This is a genomic window from Burkholderia seminalis, assembly GCF_001718535.1.
Taxonomy (GTDB): Bacteria; Pseudomonadota; Gammaproteobacteria; order Burkholderiales; family Burkholderiaceae; genus Burkholderia; species Burkholderia seminalis.
This window is the reverse complement of sequence record NZ_CP013400.1, coordinates 1,964,459-1,983,862: the sequence shown is the minus strand read 5'-3', so window position 1 is coordinate 1,983,862 and position 19,404 is coordinate 1,964,459. Positions and strand designations below refer to the sequence as shown.

At 68.1% G+C, this 19,404-nt stretch carries 22 protein-coding genes; 12 read left to right on the top strand and 10 right to left on the bottom strand.

The genetic code is table 11. From position 1 onward, the window contains the following. Positions 1-154: 154 nt before the first annotated feature. From WJ12_RS29500 to WJ12_RS29490, 3 genes are all read right to left on the bottom strand, one after another. Positions 155-919 carry a hypothetical protein gene (locus tag WJ12_RS29500; RefSeq protein WP_197423869.1) on the bottom strand — a complete coding sequence of 255 codons (765 nt, stop codon included), beginning with the start codon at positions 917-919 and terminating at the stop codon, positions 155-157. A gap of 51 nt (positions 920-970) precedes the next feature. Beyond that, a complete protein-coding gene (locus tag WJ12_RS29495) occupies positions 971-1,579 on the bottom strand; it encodes an acyl-homoserine-lactone synthase (protein WP_049035377.1) in 609 nt (202 codons plus the stop codon). A 209-nt stretch (positions 1,580-1,788) separates the two neighbouring features. Beyond that, positions 1,789-2,232 carry a DUF4902 domain-containing protein gene (locus WJ12_RS29490; protein WP_059557581.1) on the bottom strand — a complete coding sequence of 148 codons (444 nt, stop codon included), beginning with the start codon at positions 2,230-2,232 and terminating at the stop codon, positions 1,789-1,791. A gap of 73 nt (positions 2,233-2,305) precedes the next feature. On the opposite strand from WJ12_RS29490, the gene WJ12_RS29485 reads away from it, so the two are divergent. Further along, positions 2,306-3,025, top strand: a complete 720-nt coding sequence (locus tag WJ12_RS29485) for an autoinducer binding domain-containing protein (RefSeq protein ID WP_034189911.1) — start codon at positions 2,306-2,308, stop codon at positions 3,023-3,025. A 42-nt stretch (positions 3,026-3,067) separates the two neighbouring features. On the opposite strand, the gene WJ12_RS29480 is transcribed toward WJ12_RS29485, so the two are convergent. The 5 genes from WJ12_RS29480 to WJ12_RS29460 all read right to left on the bottom strand — a co-directional run bounded on the left by WJ12_RS29480 (position 3,068) and on the right by WJ12_RS29460 (position 8,964). Next, positions 3,068-3,775 (bottom strand): MgtC/SapB family protein, encoded by a 708-nt coding sequence (locus WJ12_RS29480; protein ID WP_006483946.1) that lies wholly within the window; start codon positions 3,773-3,775, stop codon positions 3,068-3,070. 307 nt (positions 3,776-4,082) lie between these two features. After that, complete coding sequence (locus WJ12_RS29475; protein ID WP_059557583.1) at positions 4,083-5,627, bottom strand: TolC family protein; 1,545 nt, start codon at positions 5,625-5,627, stop codon at positions 4,083-4,085. Next, positions 5,614-7,644 (bottom strand): FUSC family protein, encoded by a 2,031-nt coding sequence (locus WJ12_RS29470; RefSeq protein WP_059557584.1) that lies wholly within the window; start codon positions 7,642-7,644, stop codon positions 5,614-5,616. The genes WJ12_RS29475 and WJ12_RS29470 overlap by 14 nt, the downstream gene beginning before the upstream one ends. Beyond that, on the bottom strand, positions 7,625-8,674 hold the full coding sequence (gene mdtN / locus WJ12_RS29465; protein ID WP_034189908.1) for a multidrug transporter subunit MdtN: 1,050 nt from the start codon (positions 8,672-8,674) through the stop codon (positions 7,625-7,627). The genes WJ12_RS29470 and mdtN overlap by 20 nt, the downstream gene beginning before the upstream one ends. After that, positions 8,671-8,964 carry a hypothetical protein gene (locus tag WJ12_RS29460; RefSeq protein WP_034189907.1) on the bottom strand — a complete coding sequence of 98 codons (294 nt, stop codon included), beginning with the start codon at positions 8,962-8,964 and terminating at the stop codon, positions 8,671-8,673. Before WJ12_RS29460 ends, mdtN begins: the two co-directional genes overlap by 4 nt. Positions 8,965-9,493: 529 nt before the next feature. On the opposite strand from WJ12_RS29460, the gene WJ12_RS29455 reads away from it, so the two are divergent. Then, positions 9,494-10,639 carry a metallophosphoesterase gene (locus WJ12_RS29455; RefSeq protein ID WP_059557586.1) on the top strand — a complete coding sequence of 382 codons (1,146 nt, stop codon included), beginning with the start codon at positions 9,494-9,496 and terminating at the stop codon, positions 10,637-10,639. Between the two features lie 49 nt (positions 10,640-10,688). Here WJ12_RS29455 and WJ12_RS29450 read toward each other — a convergent pair whose 3' ends face one another. Next, positions 10,689-11,276, bottom strand: coding sequence for a malonic semialdehyde reductase (locus tag WJ12_RS29450; RefSeq protein ID WP_059557610.1), 588 nt, complete (start codon positions 11,274-11,276; stop codon positions 10,689-10,691). 237 nt (positions 11,277-11,513) lie between these two features. Here WJ12_RS29450 and WJ12_RS29445 point away from each other — a divergent pair, with 237 nt between their 5' ends. The 5 genes from WJ12_RS29445 (at position 11,514) to WJ12_RS29425 (ending at position 14,683) form a co-directional block, all read left to right on the top strand. Further along, complete coding sequence (locus tag WJ12_RS29445) at positions 11,514-12,110, top strand: alpha-ketoglutarate-dependent dioxygenase AlkB family protein (RefSeq protein WP_034189905.1); 597 nt, start codon at positions 11,514-11,516, stop codon at positions 12,108-12,110. A 303-nt stretch (positions 12,111-12,413) separates the two neighbouring features. After that, positions 12,414-12,620 (top strand): hypothetical protein, encoded by a 207-nt coding sequence (locus tag WJ12_RS29440; RefSeq protein WP_034189904.1) that lies wholly within the window; start codon positions 12,414-12,416, stop codon positions 12,618-12,620. 135 nt (positions 12,621-12,755) lie between these two features. Then, positions 12,756-12,941 carry a hypothetical protein gene (locus tag WJ12_RS29435; RefSeq protein ID WP_059557587.1) on the top strand — a complete coding sequence of 62 codons (186 nt, stop codon included), beginning with the start codon at positions 12,756-12,758 and terminating at the stop codon, positions 12,939-12,941. A 99-nt stretch (positions 12,942-13,040) separates the two neighbouring features. After that, the gene (gene tecA / locus WJ12_RS29430) at positions 13,041-13,520 is read left to right on the top strand and encodes a type 6 secretion system effector deamidase TecA (protein ID WP_049035372.1); all 480 of its coding nucleotides are present in this window, start codon (positions 13,041-13,043) and stop codon (positions 13,518-13,520) included. Positions 13,521-13,789: 269 nt separating this feature from the next. Then, on the top strand, positions 13,790-14,683 hold the full coding sequence (locus WJ12_RS29425; RefSeq protein WP_034189901.1) for an IclR family transcriptional regulator: 894 nt from the start codon (positions 13,790-13,792) through the stop codon (positions 14,681-14,683). A gap of 101 nt (positions 14,684-14,784) precedes the next feature. On the opposite strand, the gene WJ12_RS29420 is transcribed toward WJ12_RS29425, so the two are convergent. Next, positions 14,785-15,864 carry a porin gene (locus tag WJ12_RS29420; RefSeq protein WP_069245960.1) on the bottom strand — a complete coding sequence of 360 codons (1,080 nt, stop codon included), beginning with the start codon at positions 15,862-15,864 and terminating at the stop codon, positions 14,785-14,787. A 446-nt stretch (positions 15,865-16,310) separates the two neighbouring features. On the opposite strand from WJ12_RS29420, the gene WJ12_RS29415 reads away from it, so the two are divergent. The 5 genes from WJ12_RS29415 to WJ12_RS29395 are packed head-to-tail and all read left to right on the top strand — an operon-like array spanning position 16,311 to position 19,386. Further along, positions 16,311-16,628, top strand: coding sequence for a non-heme iron oxygenase ferredoxin subunit (locus WJ12_RS29415; protein ID WP_006489883.1), 318 nt, complete (start codon positions 16,311-16,313; stop codon positions 16,626-16,628). A 1-nt stretch (position 16,629) separates the two neighbouring features. Then, positions 16,630-16,941: a recombinase-like helix-turn-helix domain-containing protein gene (locus WJ12_RS29410; RefSeq protein WP_034189899.1), complete on the top strand. Its 312-nt coding sequence runs from the start codon at positions 16,630-16,632 to the stop codon at positions 16,939-16,941. A 54-nt stretch (positions 16,942-16,995) separates the two neighbouring features. Then, positions 16,996-18,066, top strand: a complete 1,071-nt coding sequence (locus tag WJ12_RS29405) for an aromatic ring-hydroxylating dioxygenase subunit alpha (RefSeq protein WP_034189898.1) — start codon at positions 16,996-16,998, stop codon at positions 18,064-18,066. Beyond that, positions 18,059-18,829 (top strand): SDR family oxidoreductase, encoded by a 771-nt coding sequence (locus WJ12_RS29400; protein WP_069245959.1) that lies wholly within the window; start codon positions 18,059-18,061, stop codon positions 18,827-18,829. Before WJ12_RS29405 ends, WJ12_RS29400 begins: the two co-directional genes overlap by 8 nt. A 29-nt stretch (positions 18,830-18,858) precedes the next feature. Then, entirely contained in the window at positions 18,859-19,386 is a 528-nt protein-coding gene (locus WJ12_RS29395; RefSeq protein WP_034189947.1) for a cupin domain-containing protein, read from the top strand. Positions 19,387-19,404 lie beyond the last annotated feature (18 nt).

Genomic DNA, 19,404 nt, shown 5'->3' with positions numbered 1-19,404 from the left:
CCCCGAGATCCGCGCAGGCAATAAAAAAGCCCGCTGCTTGAGCGGGCTGAATCCATGTTTGGAGACATGGAGGAGACAGACGTCAATTTAAGGGAAAACCCGGACGTTTGCAAGCGCTAGTTGTATCCATGCAACTGGCAGCCGCGTGATCCATTCACATGCCGCTGGCCCGCGCATGTGCCGCAAACGCGCCGAACCGCTCCTGCGCGACGGGCAGCGCGTACTTGTCGCGCATTTCCGTCTCGATCCATGCACAGGCCTCGCGTGCGCAGTCGGTCAGCGCATGCCGCGTCGCATGGCCGTCGATGTCGTAGACGAAGCGTACGCCGACCTCGTCGTCGGCCACCTGGCGCTCGAGCTGATTGAGCTGCAGTTGCGGCCCGTGCTGCTGCGACAGCGCGCGCAGCTCGTCGAAGTGATATTCGAGCCAGTCGGCAAAGAACAGCGCGTCGCTGTGGCACGGCAGGCGAAAGGCCGTGCTGCGCGACGGGCGCGGGGCGGCCTCGCCGGCCGGTGCGAGCGGCGCGCTGTCAGCGGCGCGGGTCGTATCGACGGGCGCCAGCGGGTGCCGAATGTGCCGGTACGGTGCGCGATCGCGCAGCGCATGCCACAGTAGCTCGTCGCCGGCGGCGCCGGACGGCTGCATCGTCAGGTCGTGCTGCCCGCCTCCGGCCGGGGCGGTGCCGCGAATCACGAGGCGCAGCGAGCAGAGCGGCTCGTCCGCGACCAGCAGCGTCGCGGGGCGCGGCAGCCCGCAGACGAGCGGCGCGGCGCCGGCGGCGCGAAACACGAGCCCGCGGCGGTCGAGCCGCACGAGCGGCAGGGGCCTGGGAAACGACGGATAGGCGACCGCAATGCGGGCGCCGCCGGCGCTCGTCAAGCCGGGCATCATCGCGCGAAAGACCTGAGACTGGTCCACGTTGGTTCTCCTTCGTTACGATGCCGCCCGGACGGACACGCGCGTTCCGGCTCAGGCGGCGATGGCTTGCCGGGTTGCCTGCCCCGGCTCGATTCCTAGCGCGGCAAACGTTTGCGGATCGATGTCGATCCAGCACGCGACCACCAGACGACCGTCCACCTGTTTCGGCGGGCCTGCGCGGTGCGCGTGAATGCCGATCCGGCGGAACAGCCGCTCCATGCTCGCGAACGTCACGCCGATCAGCTGGCGCGCGCCGAGCTGCGCCGCGCATTCGACGACCGCGGCCAGCATCGGGCGCACGGCCCACTCGGCGTTGCCCGGGCCGCCTTCGTCGTCGGTCGCCGCGAACCTGGACAACTCCCAGACGGCGGCCGATTGCGGCAGCGGCATGTCTTCGGCGATCAGGTCGGCGAACAGCGACTTCAGCAGGTACGGGCGCGTGGTGGGCAGCAGGCGCGCGCATCCGCACATGTCGCCGCCGGCGTTCCTCGCGAACACGTAGACGGTATCGTCGCGATCGAACTGGTCGCGCTCGAAGCTTTCGTTCGCCGACGGAAGCGCCCAACCGAGCTGTTCGACGAATACGCGGCGCCGATAGCGCCCTAGATCCGCTGCAAGTTCGTGTGGCAACCGCCCTTCCTCGTGAACGAAGGTCCGCATGGTGTCCTCGGATCTGTGCTTTTGTATGCGTGCATTACATCGCGCGGCACGAGGGAGCTGTAACTGGTAACTCTTACAGGGTGGCGGCCCAAAGGCGCCATTTGCGGCGTGGTAACGGTTTCTTGATCGACGGGATTGAAAACTGGACGGCTTTTGCTTATAAAGAGCGCCAGTCTTGCGAAATGATCAGAGGAATGCGCGGCAGGTTGTCACTGGAGCGTGGGACCGGCATGATAGGTGTCGTTGCGACCGAGCACGGCCGACGCGACCGCGGCGGGCCAGTCCATGCCGGCAAGCCGCGCGGCGAGCGCGGCGGCCGTGCGGACCATGCCGATGTCGGCGCCGGTGGCATCGACGACCATCACGTTGCTGCGGACGTCGCCGCCCGCGATCACGAACGTGCCCGTCGCGCGTTCGAGGTACCAGTCCCAGCCGACCGTCACGTAAGGGGCGCCGGCGCCGGCCGCGCGGTGCCATTCGGTGTAGCCGGCGAGGCGTGCGTCGATCGCGCTGTCGCGCAGTTCGGCCAGCAAGGATGCGTCGAGGCCGCTCGAGACATGGTCGAGTGCAAGCACGGCCAGTGCGTCTTTTGACAGGCGTACGTAGCCGTCCGGGGACGGGCCGGGGACCGGGTGCAGCAAAGGTGAGGTCATGCGCGGAATGTATCAGCCTCGAACGGGTGCTGGAACCTGACAAGTATGACAGCGTGACGTTGTCGGAGAACGAATGGAACTGCGCTGGCAGGATGCCTATCAACAATTCAGCGCCGCGGAAGACGAGCAGCAGCTCTTCCAGCGGATCGCCGCCTATTCGAGGCGGCTGGGATTCGAATACTGCTGCTACGGCATTCGCGTACCGCTGCCCGTATCGAAGCCGTCGGTCGCCATCTTCAATACCTATCCCGACGGCTGGATGGCGCACTACCAGGCGCAAAACTACATCGAGATCGATTCGACGGTTCGCGACGGCGCGCTGAGCACCAACATGATCGTCTGGCCGGATGTCGACCGGATCGACCCGTGCCCGCTGTGGCAGGACGCGCGCGATTTCGGGCTGTCGGTGGGCGTCGCGCAGTCGAGCTGGGCGGCCCGCGGCGCGTTCGGCCTGCTGAGCATCGCGCGCCATGCCGACCGGCTGACGCCTGCCGAAATCAATATGCTGACGCTGCAGACGAACTGGCTCGCGAACCTGTCGCATTCGCTGATGAGCCGCTTCATGGTGCCGAAGCTGTCGCCCGCGGCGGGCGTCACGCTGACCGCGCGCGAGCGCGAGGTGCTGTGCTGGACGGCCGAGGGCAAGACCGCGTGCGAAATCGGCCAGATCCTCAGCATCTCGGAGCGGACGGTCAACTTCCACGTCAACAACATCCTCGAGAAGCTCGGCGCGACCAACAAGGTCCAGGCGGTCGTGAAGGCGATTTCGGCCGGGCTCATCGACGCGCCGTGACGCAGGCGAGGGCGGCGCCGGATGCGGCGGCCGCCACGCCGCTCACTCCATCATCGGTTCCGCTTCCTTCGCGGTCCAGCTCACGCTGGAAATGCTCTTCTCCATGCTCATCCGGCTCGCGATCTGTTCGAGCTTCTGCTGATCCTTCGGATGCAGCTTCAACGTCGCGGTCACCTTCAGCCGGTCCGGCTGATCGGGTACGTCCTCGCTCGTCAGGCTCTGGAACGACAGCGGCTTCGCGTACATCGCGTTCGACAGCAGCGTGCGGATGTGCACTTCGTCGGCGGCCAGGCAGATCACCGTGATCTGGTATTCGCGCACGAGATCGGCGTTCGAGACGGGCGTCGCGTTGATCGCCTGGCTGACACCGCGCAGCACGGTATTGGTGAGCAGCACGACGCCGGTGCCGGCCAGTGCGGGCACGTAATGGCCGGAGCCGGCCAGCACACCGACGGCGGCCGAGCACCACAGCGTCGCGGCCGTGTTGATGCCCTGGATCGAGCCCTTGTCGCGCATGATCACGCCGCCGCCGAGAAAGCCGACGCCCGACACGACGTAGGCGGCGATCTGCGTGACGCCCGCGACGCCATTGCCGGTCAGTACGCCGAGCGTGACGAACAGGCACGCGCCGCTGGCGACGAGCGTGATGGTGCGCAGGCCGGCCGTGCGCTGGCGCATCTGGCGCTCGAGGCCGATGGCGACGCCGCAGGCGAACGCGGTGAAAAGACGGAGTGCGAAATCGAAAGTCATGGTTGTCCTGCCGTGCAAGAAGCGCGCGCCGGCCGTCGTCGCCGCGGCGCAAGGCCATGGGCGACGCGTGGACGGCCGTCATCGCGCGGTACTGTACCGCGCGAATGCGTCATTTAGTGTGTAACGGGGGGCGTGCGGGCTCGCGGAACGCGAGCCGGGGCAGGAGAACTGCGTCGGACAGGCGTTCAGGCGGCAAGCGGCGCACGCAACGGAGTGCTGCAACTGTCCACGATGGTTCCTGAAGGAAGAATGGGCGGCATTCTAGTGGGCGGCGCGCGCAGGCGTCAACCGCCTTGCGGCGGCCGTGCTACTGCGCGGCGCCGATCGTGCCCGTCGCGAGCGCGAGCGCGGCGGCGGCCGACAGCGCGCCCGCATAGCTGTCGACCTCCGCGTTTCGGGCCGCGAGCAGCTGGCTCTGCGCGATCGTCGCGTCGGTGACCGAGCCGACGCCGTTACGGTACGCGGTCAGCGCCGCGTCGTAGCTGGTCTGCGCGGCATCGACGAGCGCCTTGGCCGCGTCGTGCGACGCGAGGCTCGTCTGCACCGCGTTCTGCGCGGCGACGACCTGCCGCACGGCTTCCTCCTTGGTCCGCGTGAGGCGCGCGGACGCGCTTTCCGCATCGTTGCGCGCCTGCATCAGCACGGCCGAGCGCAGGCCGCCGTCGTACAGCGGAATCGTCACGCCGAGAAACACGCCGCCGCCGTAGCGGCTTCCGTTCAGGTTGACGGTCGGCGCCTGGTCGCCGATCGCGGGTAATGCGGAAATGGCCGTGCCGCCACTCGCGTATGACGTCGACGCGGACAGGAAGATCTTCGGCATGAACGCGGCTTCGGCGGCCTTGATCTTCGCGCGATTGGCCTTTTCGAGCGCGAACGCGCCCTGCAGGTCGGGGCGGCGCGCGATCGCATCCGACACGATCGCATCGACCGACGAGCCGAGCGCGGGTGGCAGCGGCCGCTTCGGCAGCGCGGCGATCGTCGGCTTCGACAGCGGCGAGATGCCGAGCGCGGAGACGAGCGCGAGGTAGCTGTCGCTTTCCGCGCCGTTTGCCTGGACGAGCGCGAGGTTCGCCTGCGCGCGGTTCTGCGTCGCCTGCGCGAGCTCGACGACCGTGCCGACGCCGTGCTTGAGCCGCGCGCGCGACGCCGCGAGGATCGCGTCCGCGTTCGCGAGACCCTGCTGGGCGCTGACGGCGCGCGAGCGCGCGGCTTCGTAACGGTAGTACGAGACCGTCACGTCGTGGATCACCTGCTGGTGCACGGCCGTGAACGCGACGTTCGACGCGATCGAGGCCTGTTCGGCCGCTTCGACGCGCGCCGCGCGGCCGCCGAAATCGAACAGCAGCCATTGCAGCGACAGCGCCGAAATCGTGCCGTGCACGGTGGTGTCGCTCGACGAATCGCCGAGGATCGTGGACGTCGAGCCGTGGCTCGTCTGGTACGCGCCCATCGCGGTCGCCGACAGGCGCGGCAGGTAGGCGGCCTTGGCGAGGCCGACCGCGAGCGCCGCATTGCGAGCGTCGTTCCACGCGATGCGGGTGAGCGGGTTCGCCGATTCGGCGAGATCGATCAGCTCGGGCAGCGTGTACGGATGCGCGGCATCGAGCACGGCCGGCGGCGAGACCGACGCGAGCGCCGGCGACGCGGGCAGCGTGTAGTCGTGCGCGCCTGGCGTGGACGCGCGCGGCGGGCCCGGCACGATGTCGCCCGCGGCCGACGTTTGCGGCTGCCACGGGCGGTCGGATGCCTCCGGCGCCAGGTCGATCGACGACGTCGCGCAACCGGCCAGTGCGACGGCGGTCGCGAGGGCGGCTACGGCGATCGAGGCGGCCGGCGGTTCAGGTCGACGCATGGGGGGCAGGCTCCTTCGGTGTGGCTGGACGGGCGGCGTCGGCGATCTGCGCGAGCCGCGTGTCGATCAGGTTCAGCAGCGCGTCGCGTGCGGGGTCGGTGGGGGCGGCGCCCGGCGGCGCGGCCGAGGGTGCGCGGGCGTCCGGACGGGGCACGGCGTTGTCGCCGCCCGGTTCGGTCACGCGCGCGAGTTGCGCGTCGATCGCGATGTCGCCGGGTTGGCGTTCGGCGAGCAGGAACAGCGGGCCTTCGAGCGCGCCGAGTTCCGCGAGCGCGCGCCGCCGCGTGGCCAGCCACGTCGCGGCCGGTCGGACCCACGACGGTTCGTAATGGACCAGGCCGAGCTCCTGCGTGATCGCGCCATGGCGCGCGAACGCTTCGGCCGCGAGCGTGCGTCGCTCGGCCGGCTGCGCGATCCGCGCGATCCGCCGCCACTGGTCGAGCAGCGCGGCGAGCGCGACGTCGATCTGCTTGCCGATGCTGACGGGCCAGATGCGCGTGAACACGAGATACACGACGACGTTGCCGAGCAGGATGCCGATCGTGCGGTCGCGCGCGATCGTCAGGTCGAAGCCGGGGCCGGCGCCCTGGATCACGCACAGGAAAAACGCGAACGCGATCTGGAAACCCGCGTACGCGATGCGCGGCGAGCCGAATGCGATCCACGCGGACAGCCACGCGCCGGCGAACACGAGCGCCATCAGGTGGCCGACCGACGACAGCGCCGGCACGACGAACACGAGCGCGGCGGTGCCGAGCAGCGCGCCGACCATGCAGCCGACGATCCGCAGCGTGAGCTTCTCGACCGTTTCGGCCGTCGAGCCGAGCGACACGATGTAGCAGGTGACGACGCAGGTATGGATGCCCGACCAGTCGAGTTGCGAGTACAGCAGGTAGCAGAAGATCGCCGCGGCGGTCGTCTTCAGCGCATAACGGATGTGGTCGGGATTGGTGCGGGCGTCGGGCAGGAAGAAGCCGCCGCGTGCGGCCGGCGCGGGGGCTTCGGGTATGGCGGCAGGGGCGGCGGCCGCGGCATCGGCCGTCGCGCCCGGCTCCGCGAAACGCGTGATCGCGGCATGGAGGTCGGTCGCGGCGATGCGCGCGAGCGGCGGCAGCGCGTCGGCGGGCGGCAGCGCGAGCGTCACGTCGACCGGGTAGCCGCCGCGTTCGAGAATGGCGGCCATGTCGTCGAGCGTCGCGGCGATCGGCGCGGCGAACGCATCGGGCAGCCGTGCGTCCGGTTCGCGATCGGCCAGCGCGACGCCGACCATCAGCGCGGTGCTCGACGCGATGGCCTGCCGCAGCGCCGCGACGTCGGCGGCGCTCGACGAGCCTTCGAGTTTCGACAGCTTGAGCCACGTGAGCAACTGCTTGTCGCCTTCGCGCAGGCTCGCGTCGAACGCGGCGCGTGTATCGTCGCCGCCGCGCAGTCGTCGCGCGGAGAGCCGCAGCCGCTTCGCGAGTTGCGCGTGCAGGAGCTTGCGCGGCGACGGCGCGATCAGCAGGTTGACGACGATCGCCACGCCGACGGGGATCGCGATCGTCAGCCAGATATAGAGCAACGCGCGCGTCGCGGCCTCGCCGAACGGCGCGAGGCCGAGCTGGTCGAGCCCGAAGCCGACGATCATCGCGAGGATCGCGCCCACCGGGCGCAGCTTGCTGGCGGAAGTCAGATAGAGGAGGGCGACCGACAGCACGGCCATGCAGGCGACCCGCAGGATCGAATAGTCGATGCTGAAGATCGCGATGCCGAGCACGAGCCCGATCACGATCGTGACGATCAGCAGCAGCGCGGCCGCGAGCACGATGCTCGTCACGCGGTCGGCGCGGATCATGAAGAACACGACGTACGCGGACAGCGCGGCTTCGGGCGTGCCATTCGCGGCCGTCACGAGCGCGGTCAGCGCGCAGATGAGCGCGACGCGCACGGCGATGGCCGTGCGCCCCGGAAACGGCGCGAGCAGTCGCAGGACTTCGCGCGGGCCCGGCGCGCGAACGTCAGCGGCAGGCAGTGCCATGCCGGACCTCGACGATCGCGCTGGCGCCGACGCGTACGAGCGCGGCGTCGGGCTCGTCGAGCTTCACGCGCACCGGGAAGCGCTGCGCGACGTGCACCCAGTTCACCGAGTTCTGCACGATCGGCAGCGAGCGCGGCAGGTTGATGCGCGCGCTGTCCGCGATGCCGGCGCCGATGCCGACGACCTTGCCCGTCAGCGGGCGGCTGCGGTCGATCATCGAATAGACGGTGGCGCAATCGCCGACCGCGATGCGGCTCAGCGCCGTCTCGCGGAAGTTGCCGACGGCGAACCATTCGCGCGCGTCGATCAGCGTGAAGATCGACTGGTTCGGCGCGAGGGTTTCGCCGGCGAGCACGGTCAGGCCCGTCACGAGCCCGTCGTGCGGCGCGCGCACGACCGTATCGTCGAGTGCATGCTGTGCGCGTGCGAGCGCGGCTTCGCGCGCATGCAGCGTCGCGATCGCGTCGGCTTCGTCGCCGATCGTCCGGGCCGATGCGTGCTGCTGTTCCTGCGCCTGCGCGAGCGACACGGACGCGTCGCGCTGGCGGACCTTCGCCTGGTCGAACTGCTGCGCGCTGACGTAGCCCTGCGCGGCAAGCGGCGCGAGGCGGTTCACGTCGCGCGTCGCGAGATCGTAGTTCTGCGTCGCGCGCTTGACCTGCTCGGCGGCGACCGCCGCGTTCGAACGCTCGCCGATCAGCGAGCGGCGGCGCGTGTCGAGCGATGCGCGCGCGAGTTCGACGTCGGCCTGCGCCTGCGCGACCGACAGCCGGTACGGCACGGGATCGATCTCGTACAGCAGGTCGCCCTTCGCGACGCGCTGGTTCTCGTGCACGGCGAGTTGCACGATGCGGCCGCCGACCGGCGACGCGACGTGCACGACGTCCGCGTCGATCGACGCGTCGTCGGTGGACGGGTAGGCCGTCGTGCGGTAGTACGCATACACGAGCGCGGCGATGCCGAGCGCGACGATCGCGAGCGCGATCACGCGGCCTTTCACGGACGGGCGGGGGAGTCCGGCGGCCTTCATGCGAACGGCCCCGTGCCGGTGAGCCAGACGATCACGGCGACCACGAGCCCGATCGCGGTGCAGACGGCGAGCTGGTAAGGCACGGTGGCGGCCCAGCCGGTCGCGACGAACACGCGGTGCGCGACGATCGCGCCGATGACGCCGACGATCGCGCTGACGAGCCAGAGCGGGAAATACGCGCCGAACAGCACGTACGACGGGGCGCCTCGCGACGCGCAGCCCGCGAGCGGCAGGGCGGGCGCCAGGGCGGCGGCAACGCGCAGGGGCGCGCGCGGCATTGTTTTTCTCATGGTGTGACGAGCTCGACGTTGGGGGTGGATGCCGGGCGCGGCGCAATGCGGATCGTCGCCGCGACGACGATTCCAGGGTACGGAGCCGATCATAAATCAGCGCGATGCGGATCGCCAGCCATCCGGCGCGCGTGCACGGCACGGGCGGTGCGCGCTCGCGGACGCGCCGACGGTCGTGCCGGTCCGTCCGGCCGCGCGTTTCCGCAACGATGACTGGCCCGCCGCGATTCTGCCAGTGCGCTCTCGCGTAGGGTTGCTAACGGACTGTAAAGGATCGTCAGATGAAAGAAGGGAGGCAGCTTTTGTCATGCCGACGCAGTGCAATGACGGTGGAAACGATCGATTGCTGCCTGACCGTACGCGAATCCGGCCGGCTATCGCGTGAAGCCGCGCGGCCCTTCACCGGCGGCCGCGACCGGTCGTCACGGGCGGGATCTGTGTACCATCGTGCGTATGGCGCGACGTGCGGTACGGGACAGCCCCGTGCCGCGCGTCGCGGAAGCGGTGTCGCAACGAAGGTGAGTGTTCCATGCGAAGTTTCTTTGTCCGGTTCATTGCAATCGGCGTGCTGTTCCATCTGTACGTCGGGATACGGATCATTCCCGATGCATTCGCGTCGCCGGTCGCGCGCACGATCGCGGCGCTCGTGCTGGCGAGCTTCGTCGTGCTGATTCCGGTCGGCATGTTCTCGCGCCGCTTCGACGAAGGCTGGGCGGCGACGCTGGTCGGCTGGGCCGGCGCGCTCGTGATGGGTTTTTTTTCGTCGCTGCTGGTGCTGACGTTGCTGCGCGAGTTCGTGCTGCTCGGCGTGGTCGCGTGGCGGTATCTCGGGCACGACGGCGCGTGGCGCGGCGCCGCGACCGACACGGCGCTCGGCGTGCTGGCGGCCGCGGTGCTCGTCACCGCGATCGGGTTCGTCGGCGCGCGCCGCACGGCGGCGGTCAAGCGCGTGTCGATTCCGGTGGCGGGGCTGCCGGCGGCGCTCGACGGGCTGACGATCGTCCAGCTGTCCGACATCCACGTCGGGCCGACGATCAAGCGGCCGTACATCGAACGGATCGTGCGTGCGGTCAATGCGCTCGACGCCGACCTGGTGGTCGTGACCGGCGACGTGGTGGACGGTTCGGTCAAGCGCCTGCGCGACCACACGGCGCCGCTCGGCCAGATGCGGTCGCGGCACGGCAGCTTCCTCGTGACCGGCAACCATGAGTATTACGCGGGCGCGCATGAGTGGATCGACGAATTCCGCCGCATCGGGCTGACGGTGCTGCTGAACGAGCACGTGCTGATCGAGCATGACGGCGCGCGCGCGGTGCTCGCGGGCGTGACCGATTTCACGGCCGGCGGGTTCGATCCCGCGCATCGCAGCGACCCCGAGCAGGCGCTGGCGGGTGCACCGCGCGACGTCGGCACGAAGATCCTGCTCGCGCATCAGCCGCGCAGCGCGGAAGCGGCGAATCGCGCGGGTTACACCGTGCAGCTGTCGGGCCATACGCACGGCGGCCAGTTCCTGCCGTGGCCGCCGTTCGTACGGATGCAGCAGCCGGTGATCGGCGGGCTGAACCGCTTCGGCGACATGTGGCTTTATACGAGCCGCGGCACCGGATACTGGGGGCCGCCGAACCGCTTCGGCGTGCCGTCCGAGATCGCGCTGATCCGCTTGACGCGTGGTTGAGGCCGGCGCAAGCCCGTTATCGGCGTGAACGGGCCCGCGCTCGCAACCGTTATTCGATGCGGGCGATGTCGTCGAAATCGAAGCGCGGGCTGCGCGGGAACAGGCCGGCCGGATCGCCGTAGCCGAGATTCACGAGGAAGTTGCTCTTGATCGCGGTGCCCGCGAAGAATTCGGCATCGACCTTCGCGCCGTCGAAGCCCGACATCGGGCCCGCGTCGAGGCCGAGCGCGCGTGCGGCCAGGATCAGGTAAGCGCCTTGCAGCGACGCGTTGCGGAACGTGGTGGCCTCGATCAGCGCATCGTTGCCGGCAAACCAACTGCGTGCGTCGGCGTGCGGGAACAGGCGCGGCAGGTGCTCGTAGAACGCGTAGTCCATCCCGACGATCACGGTGACGGGCGCGGCCATCGTTTTCGCGAGGTTGCCGTCGGACAGCGCGGGTTTCAGGCGCGCCTTCGCTTCGGGCGACTTGACGAACACGAAGCGCGCGGGGCTCGAGTTCGCCGACGTCGGGCCGAATTTCGTCAGGTCGATCAGGCGGTGCAGCAGCGCGTCGTCGACGGGTTTGTCCTGCCACGCGTTGTGCGTGCGGGCGGAGCGAAACAGTTGATCGAGGGCGGAATCGGAGAGCGTCGTCATGATGGGATCCGGGAAGAATGCGGCCGGGTCGCGCCGGCCGGCATGGCGGAGAAAAGCGGCGCCCCTCGGCGGGGCGTGCCGCGACACGCCGCGATGATAGCGTGATGCGCGAATGCGCATCGCGGCACGCGGCCGCTTCCTTTCATCGGCGAATGACAGCGCATGGCGGGCCGGGGCGCCGTTGGCTAGTATGCAGACAGGCCTCGTTCGTTCCGTTTCTCGCCCGTTCCTTCCGACATGTCGACCCCCGATTTCTTCGCTGACACGCCCGTGCCCGACGTGGACTGGTATCCCGACTGGCTCGCGCAACCCGATGCCGATCGCGCGCTGGCCGCGCTGATCGGCGAGGTCGCCTGGCGGCAGGACACGATCCGCACGCCGCGCGGCCGCATTCCGTTGCCGAGGCTGACCGCGTGGCAGGGCGAACCGGATGCCGTCTACGTGTACTCGGGGATCCGCAACGTGCCCGCGCCGTGGACGCCGGCCGTGCTCGACCTGAAGCAGGCGGTCGAGGCGACGTGCGGTACGCGCTTCAACAGCGTGCTGCTCAATCGCTATCGGAACGGGCTGGACGGCCTCGGCTGGCATGCGGACAACGAGCCGGCGCTCGGGGATGAACCGGTGATCGCATCGGTGAGCCTCGGGGCGATGCGCGTGTTCGATCTGCGCCACCGCGCGACCGGCATCACGCATGCGTATCGCCTCGTGCACGGCAGCCTGCTCGTGATGCGCGGGCGCACGCAGGCGGAATGGCAGCACCGCGTGCCGAAGGCGCCGGGTGTGCAGGGCGAGCGCGTCAACCTGACTTTTCGGCGCGTGATGTCCGCCGGATAGGTCGCGCCCCGTTTATGCGATCCACGAATGGCCGACGCAAGCAATCGTTCGCGTGTGCGGCACGTTGCCGCACGAATGCGATGCCGCATCGCCCGGCGCGGTGCGGAAGCCCGTGCCGTATGGGTTTCAGTCAGTTTCGATCGACCGGCCGGTTCCGATAGATGAGTGAAACCTCTGATGGTGCGTCGCAACAATTATTGACTAGACTGTCGAATGGCAGAAGCGCGTCGGCACACCGGCGCGACCCTTTCGACATGCCTCGAGTGTGGCCTATGCGGCGCGCAAGGGGCAGGAGCAAAACGCGTGACCGTACTCGACCCTTCCTTCGAACCCTCGCTGCACGTCTTCGAGCAAGACGGCGGATGGCAATGGGCGCTGACGGTGAAGCGGGCGACCGGCGTCGGTGTGAAAGTCGTTGCGTTCAGCCAGGAAGGCTTTCGCGGCGAGGCCGAGGCGTACGCCGCCGGCCAGCTTGCCCGCGCCGAATATGACGCAGCCGTGACGGCCTGACGCCGTCGCGGCGGTCCGCCCGAGGATCGCCTCTCGCCGTCCCCCTTTCGCCGCCCGCTGCCGGGCGGTGCTTGCCCGATTCCTTTCCGTTTTCAGCTTTTTGTCCGCCGCGCGGCGCGCATCGCGCGACACCGCATGCGGGACGTCGTCACGCGCGTCGAGTTCGTGTCGCTCGGCGATCCCGGTGCCGATGCGACGCTGCGGCAACTGCTCATGACCGGCCCGCTGGCGGAGCCGCGGCCCGACATGCCGCAGCCGTTGCGGGTGCGCCCGCGGCTCGCGCCGAATCCCGACACGTTGGCGGCGGCGCGCACGCCGTGACACCGGGAGCAGGGTCGGCGCCGGCGGATATCGTAATAAGATATGAGGTTATCGCGCCGGCGGGACGACGGCGTCCGTTTTCCTCACAAGGAGCTATCCATGCAACTGACCCAGCTAGGCGGGCATGTCGCCCAATCCGGCCTCGGCGAAAGGCAAAAACACGCGCAGGCGCTGATGTTCGGGATGGCCAACATCAACGAGTACGTGTCCGGCGGCGTCTGCTACGACGCCGCGGCCTATGTCCGGTATCTGCTGCGTGCCGACGCGCTGATCGCGCCCGGTGCGCTGCTCGACACGATCGGCCAGCTGTGGAAGTCTCGGTTCAACTTCGAGACCGGCGATCAATGGGACGGACGCGCGAGCATTCCGGCGGGCACCGCGGTCGGCTTCTCCAGAAACGGTAACGTGTTTCATGCGGCGATCGCCGTCGGCGGCAGCCGGATCCGCGCGATCAACGGCGGCCTGCTGGGCAGCGGCTGGATGTATGCGGTCGATCTCGCGCGGGTGCTGGAGCCGGATCCGGCCGGCGGCTTCACCTACGACCGCGCGAACATTCGCGTCTACCTGTCGCGCCTGTAGGCGATCCGGCGCGCCACGCCGGACACGGGCGGCCGCACCTCGGCGGTGCGGCCGGCTGCCCGCCGTTCGGCGATTCCCGCATGGCGTCGCGCCGTCCAACGCTGCTATCCTCTCGACCTTGAATGACACCGCATCGCGGTGTGGATGCGCATGTTGCGTCACGGCGTGCGTGCCGGTGCGATCCGGCGCGCGCGCTGAGGTAGCATGACTGAATATCCACGATGATCCATGACCTGTTTCGTGACTGATTTCCTTTCGTCCATGTCCACATGGTCAAGACAACGATGAGCGGTGCACCCGATCCGGCGACGCCCGGCGACGACGAATCGTCCGGCGGCGCGTCGTCCTACCTGGTGCCGGGGCTCGAACGCGGGCTGCGGATCCTGGCCGAATTCTCCGCGCGCGAGCCCGTGCTCGGCGCGCCGGAACTGTCGAAGCGCATCGGCATTCCGCGCACGACCACGTTCCGCCTGCTGCAGACGCTCGAGGCGCTCGGCTTCCTCGAGCGCGTGAACGGCGACCGTTATTTCCGGCTTGGCGTCGGCGTGCTGCGGCTCGGTTTCGAATACCTGAACTCGCTTGAATTGACCGATCTCGGTACGCCCGTGCTCGAACGGCTGCGCGATGCGACCGGCCTGTCGACGCATCTGCTGATCCGCGACCAGCGCGACGTCGTGTTCGTCGCGAAGGCGCAGAGCAATACGTCGATGTTCGGTTCGGTGAAGGTACACGTCGGCACGCGCTTGCCCGCGCACGCCACCGTGCACGGCCACGTGCTGATGGGCGACCTCACGCGCGACGCGTTGCGTCAGCTCTATCCGGAGAAAAAACTCGAGCAGTTCACCGAGCGCACGCCGGGCAGCGTCGACGAGCTGTACGAACGCGTGCGCCACTACGCGCGGCTCGGCTACGCGGTCAGCGAGGCGGCGTTCGAGAGCGGCATTTCGGCGGTGACCGCGCCCGTGCGCGATCAGTCGGGCTCGATCGTCGCGGCGATCACCGCGACGGTGCCGCGTTCGGAGATCGGCGAGGCCGGCGAGAAGGAACGGCTCGTCGAAGCCGTGTGCGGCGCGGCGGTCGACCTGTCGCAGCGGCTGAACTATCGTCCGCTCGAAAGCGATCCGACGTTCGCGCACGCGCGCCACAAGGTCGCGATGTTCTGACATCGACGCTTCGGGCAGGCCGCCGCACGCGGCCGCGCACAGAAGAAAGAGCGGCCCGCGGGCCGCTCTTTTCGTTTCAGGCGCCGGACGCCCGGCACCGCTCAGAACGAGTGATGGATCCCGGTCAGGACGATCACCTGGTTCGCGGTGCTCGACACGCCGGCCGTGAAGAACGCGGCCTTCGCGCCGCCCGACCCGTGTTCGTAGAGCACGTTCGCATAGAGCTGCGTGCGCTTCGACAGCGCGTAGATGTCGCCGAGCTCGACCTGCGTCCAGCGGCGGCCGGCCAGCGTCGTGGTCGCCGCACCGCCCGCGATCGTGTTGAACGCGCTGCTGCGGTAGTTCACGCCCGCGTCGTAGCTCTGGAACGTATCCGGATAGCCGTTCGACTGCATCTTCGTGCGCGTGTAGAGGCCATGCACGAGGAAGTCGCCGAACTGGTAGGACGCGCCCGCGCCGATGTTCTCGACCTTGTTCGCGAGATAGCCGTTCGCGGTGTTCTGCCCCTGGAACGACGTAATGCCGGTCTGGCTGATCAGGATCGAGCGGTCGTGCTCGTTCGAGTACACGGCCGACGCCTTGAACGGCCCGTTCGCATAGTTCAGCGCGACGCCGACCGACTTGCCGGTCGAGAAGTTCGTCGTGTTGCCGAGCGCCAGCGTGGCCGCGGCCGAGAAACCCGCGAAGGTCGGCGAGCGGTACTTGACCGCGTTGTTGTACGGCACGTTGCCGGTCGCGGCGAGCCCGTCGATGTTGCCCGGGTGGAACGCGTACCAGCTCAACGCGAGGTAGGCCGTGCTGAGCGGATCGAGATAGTCGAACGACAGCGGCGTCTGGCGGCCGAGCGTCAGCGTGCCGTAGCGGTCGGAGCTCAGGCCGACGAATGCCGCGCGGTTCCAGATCGTGTTCGCGGTCGCGAACTGGCCGTTGTTCGTATAGAAGCCGTTTTCGAGCTGAAAGATAGCCGACAGGCCGCCGCCGAGATCTTCCTTGCCCTTCAGGCCCCACCGGTCGGGCTGGGTGTTGCCCTGGATCATCGCCCACTTTGCATGGCCGCCGACGTTGTTCACATATGCGACGCCCGCATCCAGGCTGCCGTACAGCGTCACGCTGCTCTGTGCCCACGCGCCCGACGCGGCGCCCAATCCGACCACTGCTGCTGCTACCGCATGCTTGACCATTTGATCTCCTGAATCTCCAACCTGATGAAAACGTGCCATGGCGGCATGTGCGGGGACGGCCGGCCGTCGCACAGGGGTTCGCCATTTGGTGGGCATTTTTATGTTCCATATAAGGAACGGTGTGCCTCTGATGGAATGGAGTATAGAGTCGTCAAGCACCGTATCAAAAATAAATTTTTCGGGCCGGAAGGGTTTTCCGACGATGCCCGGCATCGGTGCGTGATGCCCAGAAAATGACGATAAATGCCCGTTACACAACAAAAAAATACATTTGACAAGGTGATCGAAGGCGATCGTCGATCGCACGGTCAGTGTTTTCCCTAGGACATGCAGCTTTTTATTTTACTCACGGAAGGTCGCTCCTATAATCACCATCCATAAACTGATGTTCCTGATATGGAACAAATCGGAACAAACCGAGAGTCGATCAGAAGGAAGGGTGTGAGATGTCAGAGCAATGGATTTGCGCCGGTCACGCCGGCGCGCTGTCGGAAGACACGCCGATCGAGTTCAAGCGGACCGACGGCGTCGAAATCGGGATCTATCGCGTCGGCGACGACGTGTATGCGCTCGAAAACGTGTGCCCGCATGCGTACGCGCTGCTGACGCAGGGGTTCGTCGACGAAGGCACGGTCGAATGCCCGCTGCACGAGGCCGTGTTCGACATCAAGACGGGCGAATGCCTGAAGGGTCCGGGCGGGCGCGCGCTGAAGCAGTACGCGGTGCGCCTCGCCGGCGAGGAAATCCAGATCAAGGTGGAATGACATGAAAGAAGCGACCGTCAACTTCAATCCCTTCCTGAAGCCGTGGGTGGCGCCGCAGCCGAACAACGTCGCGGGCAAGGGGCAGATCGAGATCCCCGGCCAGGTCGAGAACCAGGTCTGGCAGAACCGCAAGGCCGCGCCGACGCAGTACGAGAACGATCTCGGCGATGCGCTCGAGCGCGTGTTCGAAGCCGGCGCGACCGAGCTGGACGACGTCGTCGCGGGCCTGAACCGCATCGGCTTCCGCGCACCGGACGGCACTGCGTGGACCGCCGAACGTTTCCGCGCCGAAATGGCCGCGCTGGCGGAATGAGCGCGCCGCGCGCGTGAACGCCGACCCGACGACAACCGCATCCGGAGCACACTGATGACGTCCCCCGTACAACACGCAGTCCAACACGACCCGGTCCGTGACTATCTCGACCGCGGCATCAAGAACTACTGGTATCCCGTTGCACCCAGCTGGCAGGTGTCGAATGCACCCGTCGGCCTCACGCGCCTGTCCGAGCAGATCGTGCTGTGGCGCGATCACGACGGCAAGGTCCACGCGCTCGAGGATCGCTGCCCGCACCGCGGCGCGCGCCTGTCGCTCGGCTGGAACCTCGGCGGCAGCATCGCGTGCTGGTATCACGGCATCGAAGTCGACGGCGGCGGCACCGTCAACCGCGTGCCGGCCGTATCGAACTGTCCGCTCGAAGGCACGAAGTGCGTGAAGTCGTACCCGGTGGAAGAGAAGGCCGGCGCGATCTTCCTGTGGTTCGGCGACGAAGCGCACGGCGAGCCGGCGCCGCTGAACCTGCCCGAGGAACTGGTCGCCGACGAGTACGCCCATTTCCTGTGCGTGTCGAACTGGAAGTGCAATTACCAGTACGCGATCGACAACGTGATGGACCCGATGCACGGCGCGTACCTGCACGCGACGTCGCACTCGATGGCCGAAGGCGACAAGCAGGCCGACATGCGCGTGCGCAAGACGGAAACGGGCCTGATGTTCGAGAAGACCGGCCAGCGCGACGTGAACTTCGACTGGGTCGAGCTCGGCGAAACGGGTTGCCTGTGGATGCGCCTCGCGATTCCGTACAAGCAGAAGTTCGGCCCGGGCGGCAACTTCGGGATCATCGGCTTCGCGACGCCGGTCGACGGCGACAACTGCCAGGTCTATTTCTGGCGGACGCGCAAGGTCGGCGGCTGGCAGCGCGACGTGTGGCGCTTCATGTACCGCAACCGTCTCGAGGGCCTGCACTGGGACGTGCTCGAGCAGGACCGCTACGTCCTCGAAAGCCTCGCGCCGCACGCGCGCGATCACGAATACCTGTACCAGCACGACGTCGGCATCACGCGCGTGCGCCGGATGCTGCGCCAGCGTGCGCAGGAACACCTGTCCGCACTCGATGCGCATCGCGCGGCACACGCCGCTTCGGAGCCCGCGAATGGCTGAGCTCGCTCCGGTCGTGCCGCTGCCGGGGCGCCGCGTGCTCGTCACGGGCGGCGCACGCGGTCTCGGTGCGGCGTTCGTGAGGGCGCTCGCCGCCGCGGGCGCGCAGGTCGCGTTCGGCGACGTGCTCGTCGAAGAGGGCCGCGCGCTGGCCGCGGAACTCGCGCAAGCGGGCCACGCCGCGCATTTCCTCGCGCTCGACCTGGCCGATCCGGCGAGCATCGACGCGTTCGTCGCGCAAGGTGCCGCGGCGCTCGGCGGCATCGATGCGCTGATCAACAACGCGGCGATCACGAACTCGGGCGGCAAGCTGTCGACGGAGCTCGACGTGTCGACGTGGGACGCCGTGATGAACGTGAACGTGCGCGGCGTGTGGCTCGTCAGCAATGCAGCGCTGCCGTACCTCGCGCAGTCGGGCCGCGGCGCGATCGTGAACCTCGCATCGGACACCGCGCTGTGGGGCGCGCCGAAGCTGCTCGCGTACGTCGCGAGCAAGGGCGCGGTGATCGCGATGACGCATGCGCAGGCACGCGAGTTCGGTGCGCACGGCGTGACGGTCAACGCGATTGCGCCTGGGCTCACCGAAGTCGAGGCGACCGCCTACGTGCCGGCCGAGCGTCACGCGTTCTACCTGCAGGGCCGCGCGCTGACGCGCGCGCAGGTGCCCGACGACGTGACGGGCCCCGTGCTGTTCCTGCTGTCGGACGGCGCGCGCTTCGTGACGGGTCAATTGCTGCCGGTGAACGGCGGCTTCGTAATGAATTGATGTTTTCACACTGAATGAAGGAGTGGACGATGGCGGACGCCGATCTCGAACGCAAGTCGTGGGACCAGCCGGAAGGCGCAAGCTTCAACGACTGGATGGAAGGGCGTGTCGCGCGTTACGCGACGCGGCGCTACGACTGGGACGCGCTGAAGTTCCAGGCCGACTACGACCCGAAGTACCGCCGCGCGCAGATGCGCTACGTCGGCACGGGCGGCACGGGCGTCGCGAAGGACGTCAACACGGTGCCGGCCGGCGGCTTCACGTTCTCGACGATGGTCATTCCGGCCGGCAACATCGGCCCGAGCCACATCCACACCGACGTCGAGGAAATCTTCTTCGTGCTGCGCGGCAAGATGAAGGTCATCTGCGAGCGCGACGGCGAGACATGGGAAGCGATCCTCGGCGAGCGCGACCTGATCTCGGTGCCGCCGGGCGTGTATCGCACGGAAATCAACGTTGGCGAGGAAGATGCGCTGATGTGCGTGATGCTCGGGTCACCGAAGCCGATCACGCCGACGTATCCGCCCGATTCGCCGCTCGCGAAGATCAAGCGTTGAGACGGAACCGGTGAAGCA

Bases quoted from the DNA above. Each gene is read 5' to 3' on its own strand.
- WJ12_RS29495 (WP_049035377.1), bottom strand. From the start codon at position 1,579: ATGCGGACCTTCGTTCACGAGGAAGGGCGGTTGCCACACGAACTTGCA.
- WJ12_RS29490 (WP_059557581.1), bottom strand. From the start codon at position 2,232: ATGACCTCACCTTTGCTGCACCCGGTCCCCGGCCCGTCCCCGGACGGC.
- WJ12_RS29485 (WP_034189911.1), top strand. From the start codon at position 2,306: ATGGAACTGCGCTGGCAGGATGCCTATCAACAATTCAGCGCCGCGGAA.
- WJ12_RS29480 (WP_006483946.1), bottom strand. From the start codon at position 3,775: ATGACTTTCGATTTCGCACTCCGTCTTTTCACCGCGTTCGCCTGCGGC.
- WJ12_RS29475 (WP_059557583.1), bottom strand. From the start codon at position 5,627: ATGCGTCGACCTGAACCGCCGGCCGCCTCGATCGCCGTAGCCGCCCTC.
- WJ12_RS29470 (WP_059557584.1), bottom strand. From the start codon at position 7,644: ATGGCACTGCCTGCCGCTGACGTTCGCGCGCCGGGCCCGCGCGAAGTC.
- mdtN (WP_034189908.1), bottom strand. From the start codon at position 8,674: ATGAAGGCCGCCGGACTCCCCCGCCCGTCCGTGAAAGGCCGCGTGATC.
- WJ12_RS29460 (WP_034189907.1), bottom strand. From the start codon at position 8,964: ATGAGAAAAACAATGCCGCGCGCGCCCCTGCGCGTTGCCGCCGCCCTG.
- WJ12_RS29455 (WP_059557586.1), top strand. From the start codon at position 9,494: ATGCGAAGTTTCTTTGTCCGGTTCATTGCAATCGGCGTGCTGTTCCAT.
- WJ12_RS29450 (WP_059557610.1), bottom strand. From the start codon at position 11,276: ATGACGACGCTCTCCGATTCCGCCCTCGATCAACTGTTTCGCTCCGCC.
- WJ12_RS29445 (WP_034189905.1), top strand. From the start codon at position 11,514: ATGTCGACCCCCGATTTCTTCGCTGACACGCCCGTGCCCGACGTGGAC.
- WJ12_RS29435 (WP_059557587.1), top strand. From the start codon at position 12,756: ATGCGGGACGTCGTCACGCGCGTCGAGTTCGTGTCGCTCGGCGATCCC.
- tecA (WP_049035372.1), top strand. From the start codon at position 13,041: ATGCAACTGACCCAGCTAGGCGGGCATGTCGCCCAATCCGGCCTCGGC.
- WJ12_RS29425 (WP_034189901.1), top strand. From the start codon at position 13,790: ATGGTCAAGACAACGATGAGCGGTGCACCCGATCCGGCGACGCCCGGC.
- WJ12_RS29420 (WP_069245960.1), bottom strand. From the start codon at position 15,864: ATGGTCAAGCATGCGGTAGCAGCAGCAGTGGTCGGATTGGGCGCCGCG.
- WJ12_RS29415 (WP_006489883.1), top strand. From the start codon at position 16,311: ATGTCAGAGCAATGGATTTGCGCCGGTCACGCCGGCGCGCTGTCGGAA.
- WJ12_RS29410 (WP_034189899.1), top strand. From the start codon at position 16,630: ATGAAAGAAGCGACCGTCAACTTCAATCCCTTCCTGAAGCCGTGGGTG.
- WJ12_RS29405 (WP_034189898.1), top strand. From the start codon at position 16,996: ATGACGTCCCCCGTACAACACGCAGTCCAACACGACCCGGTCCGTGAC.
- WJ12_RS29400 (WP_069245959.1), top strand. From the start codon at position 18,059: ATGGCTGAGCTCGCTCCGGTCGTGCCGCTGCCGGGGCGCCGCGTGCTC.
- WJ12_RS29395 (WP_034189947.1), top strand. From the start codon at position 18,859: ATGGCGGACGCCGATCTCGAACGCAAGTCGTGGGACCAGCCGGAAGGC.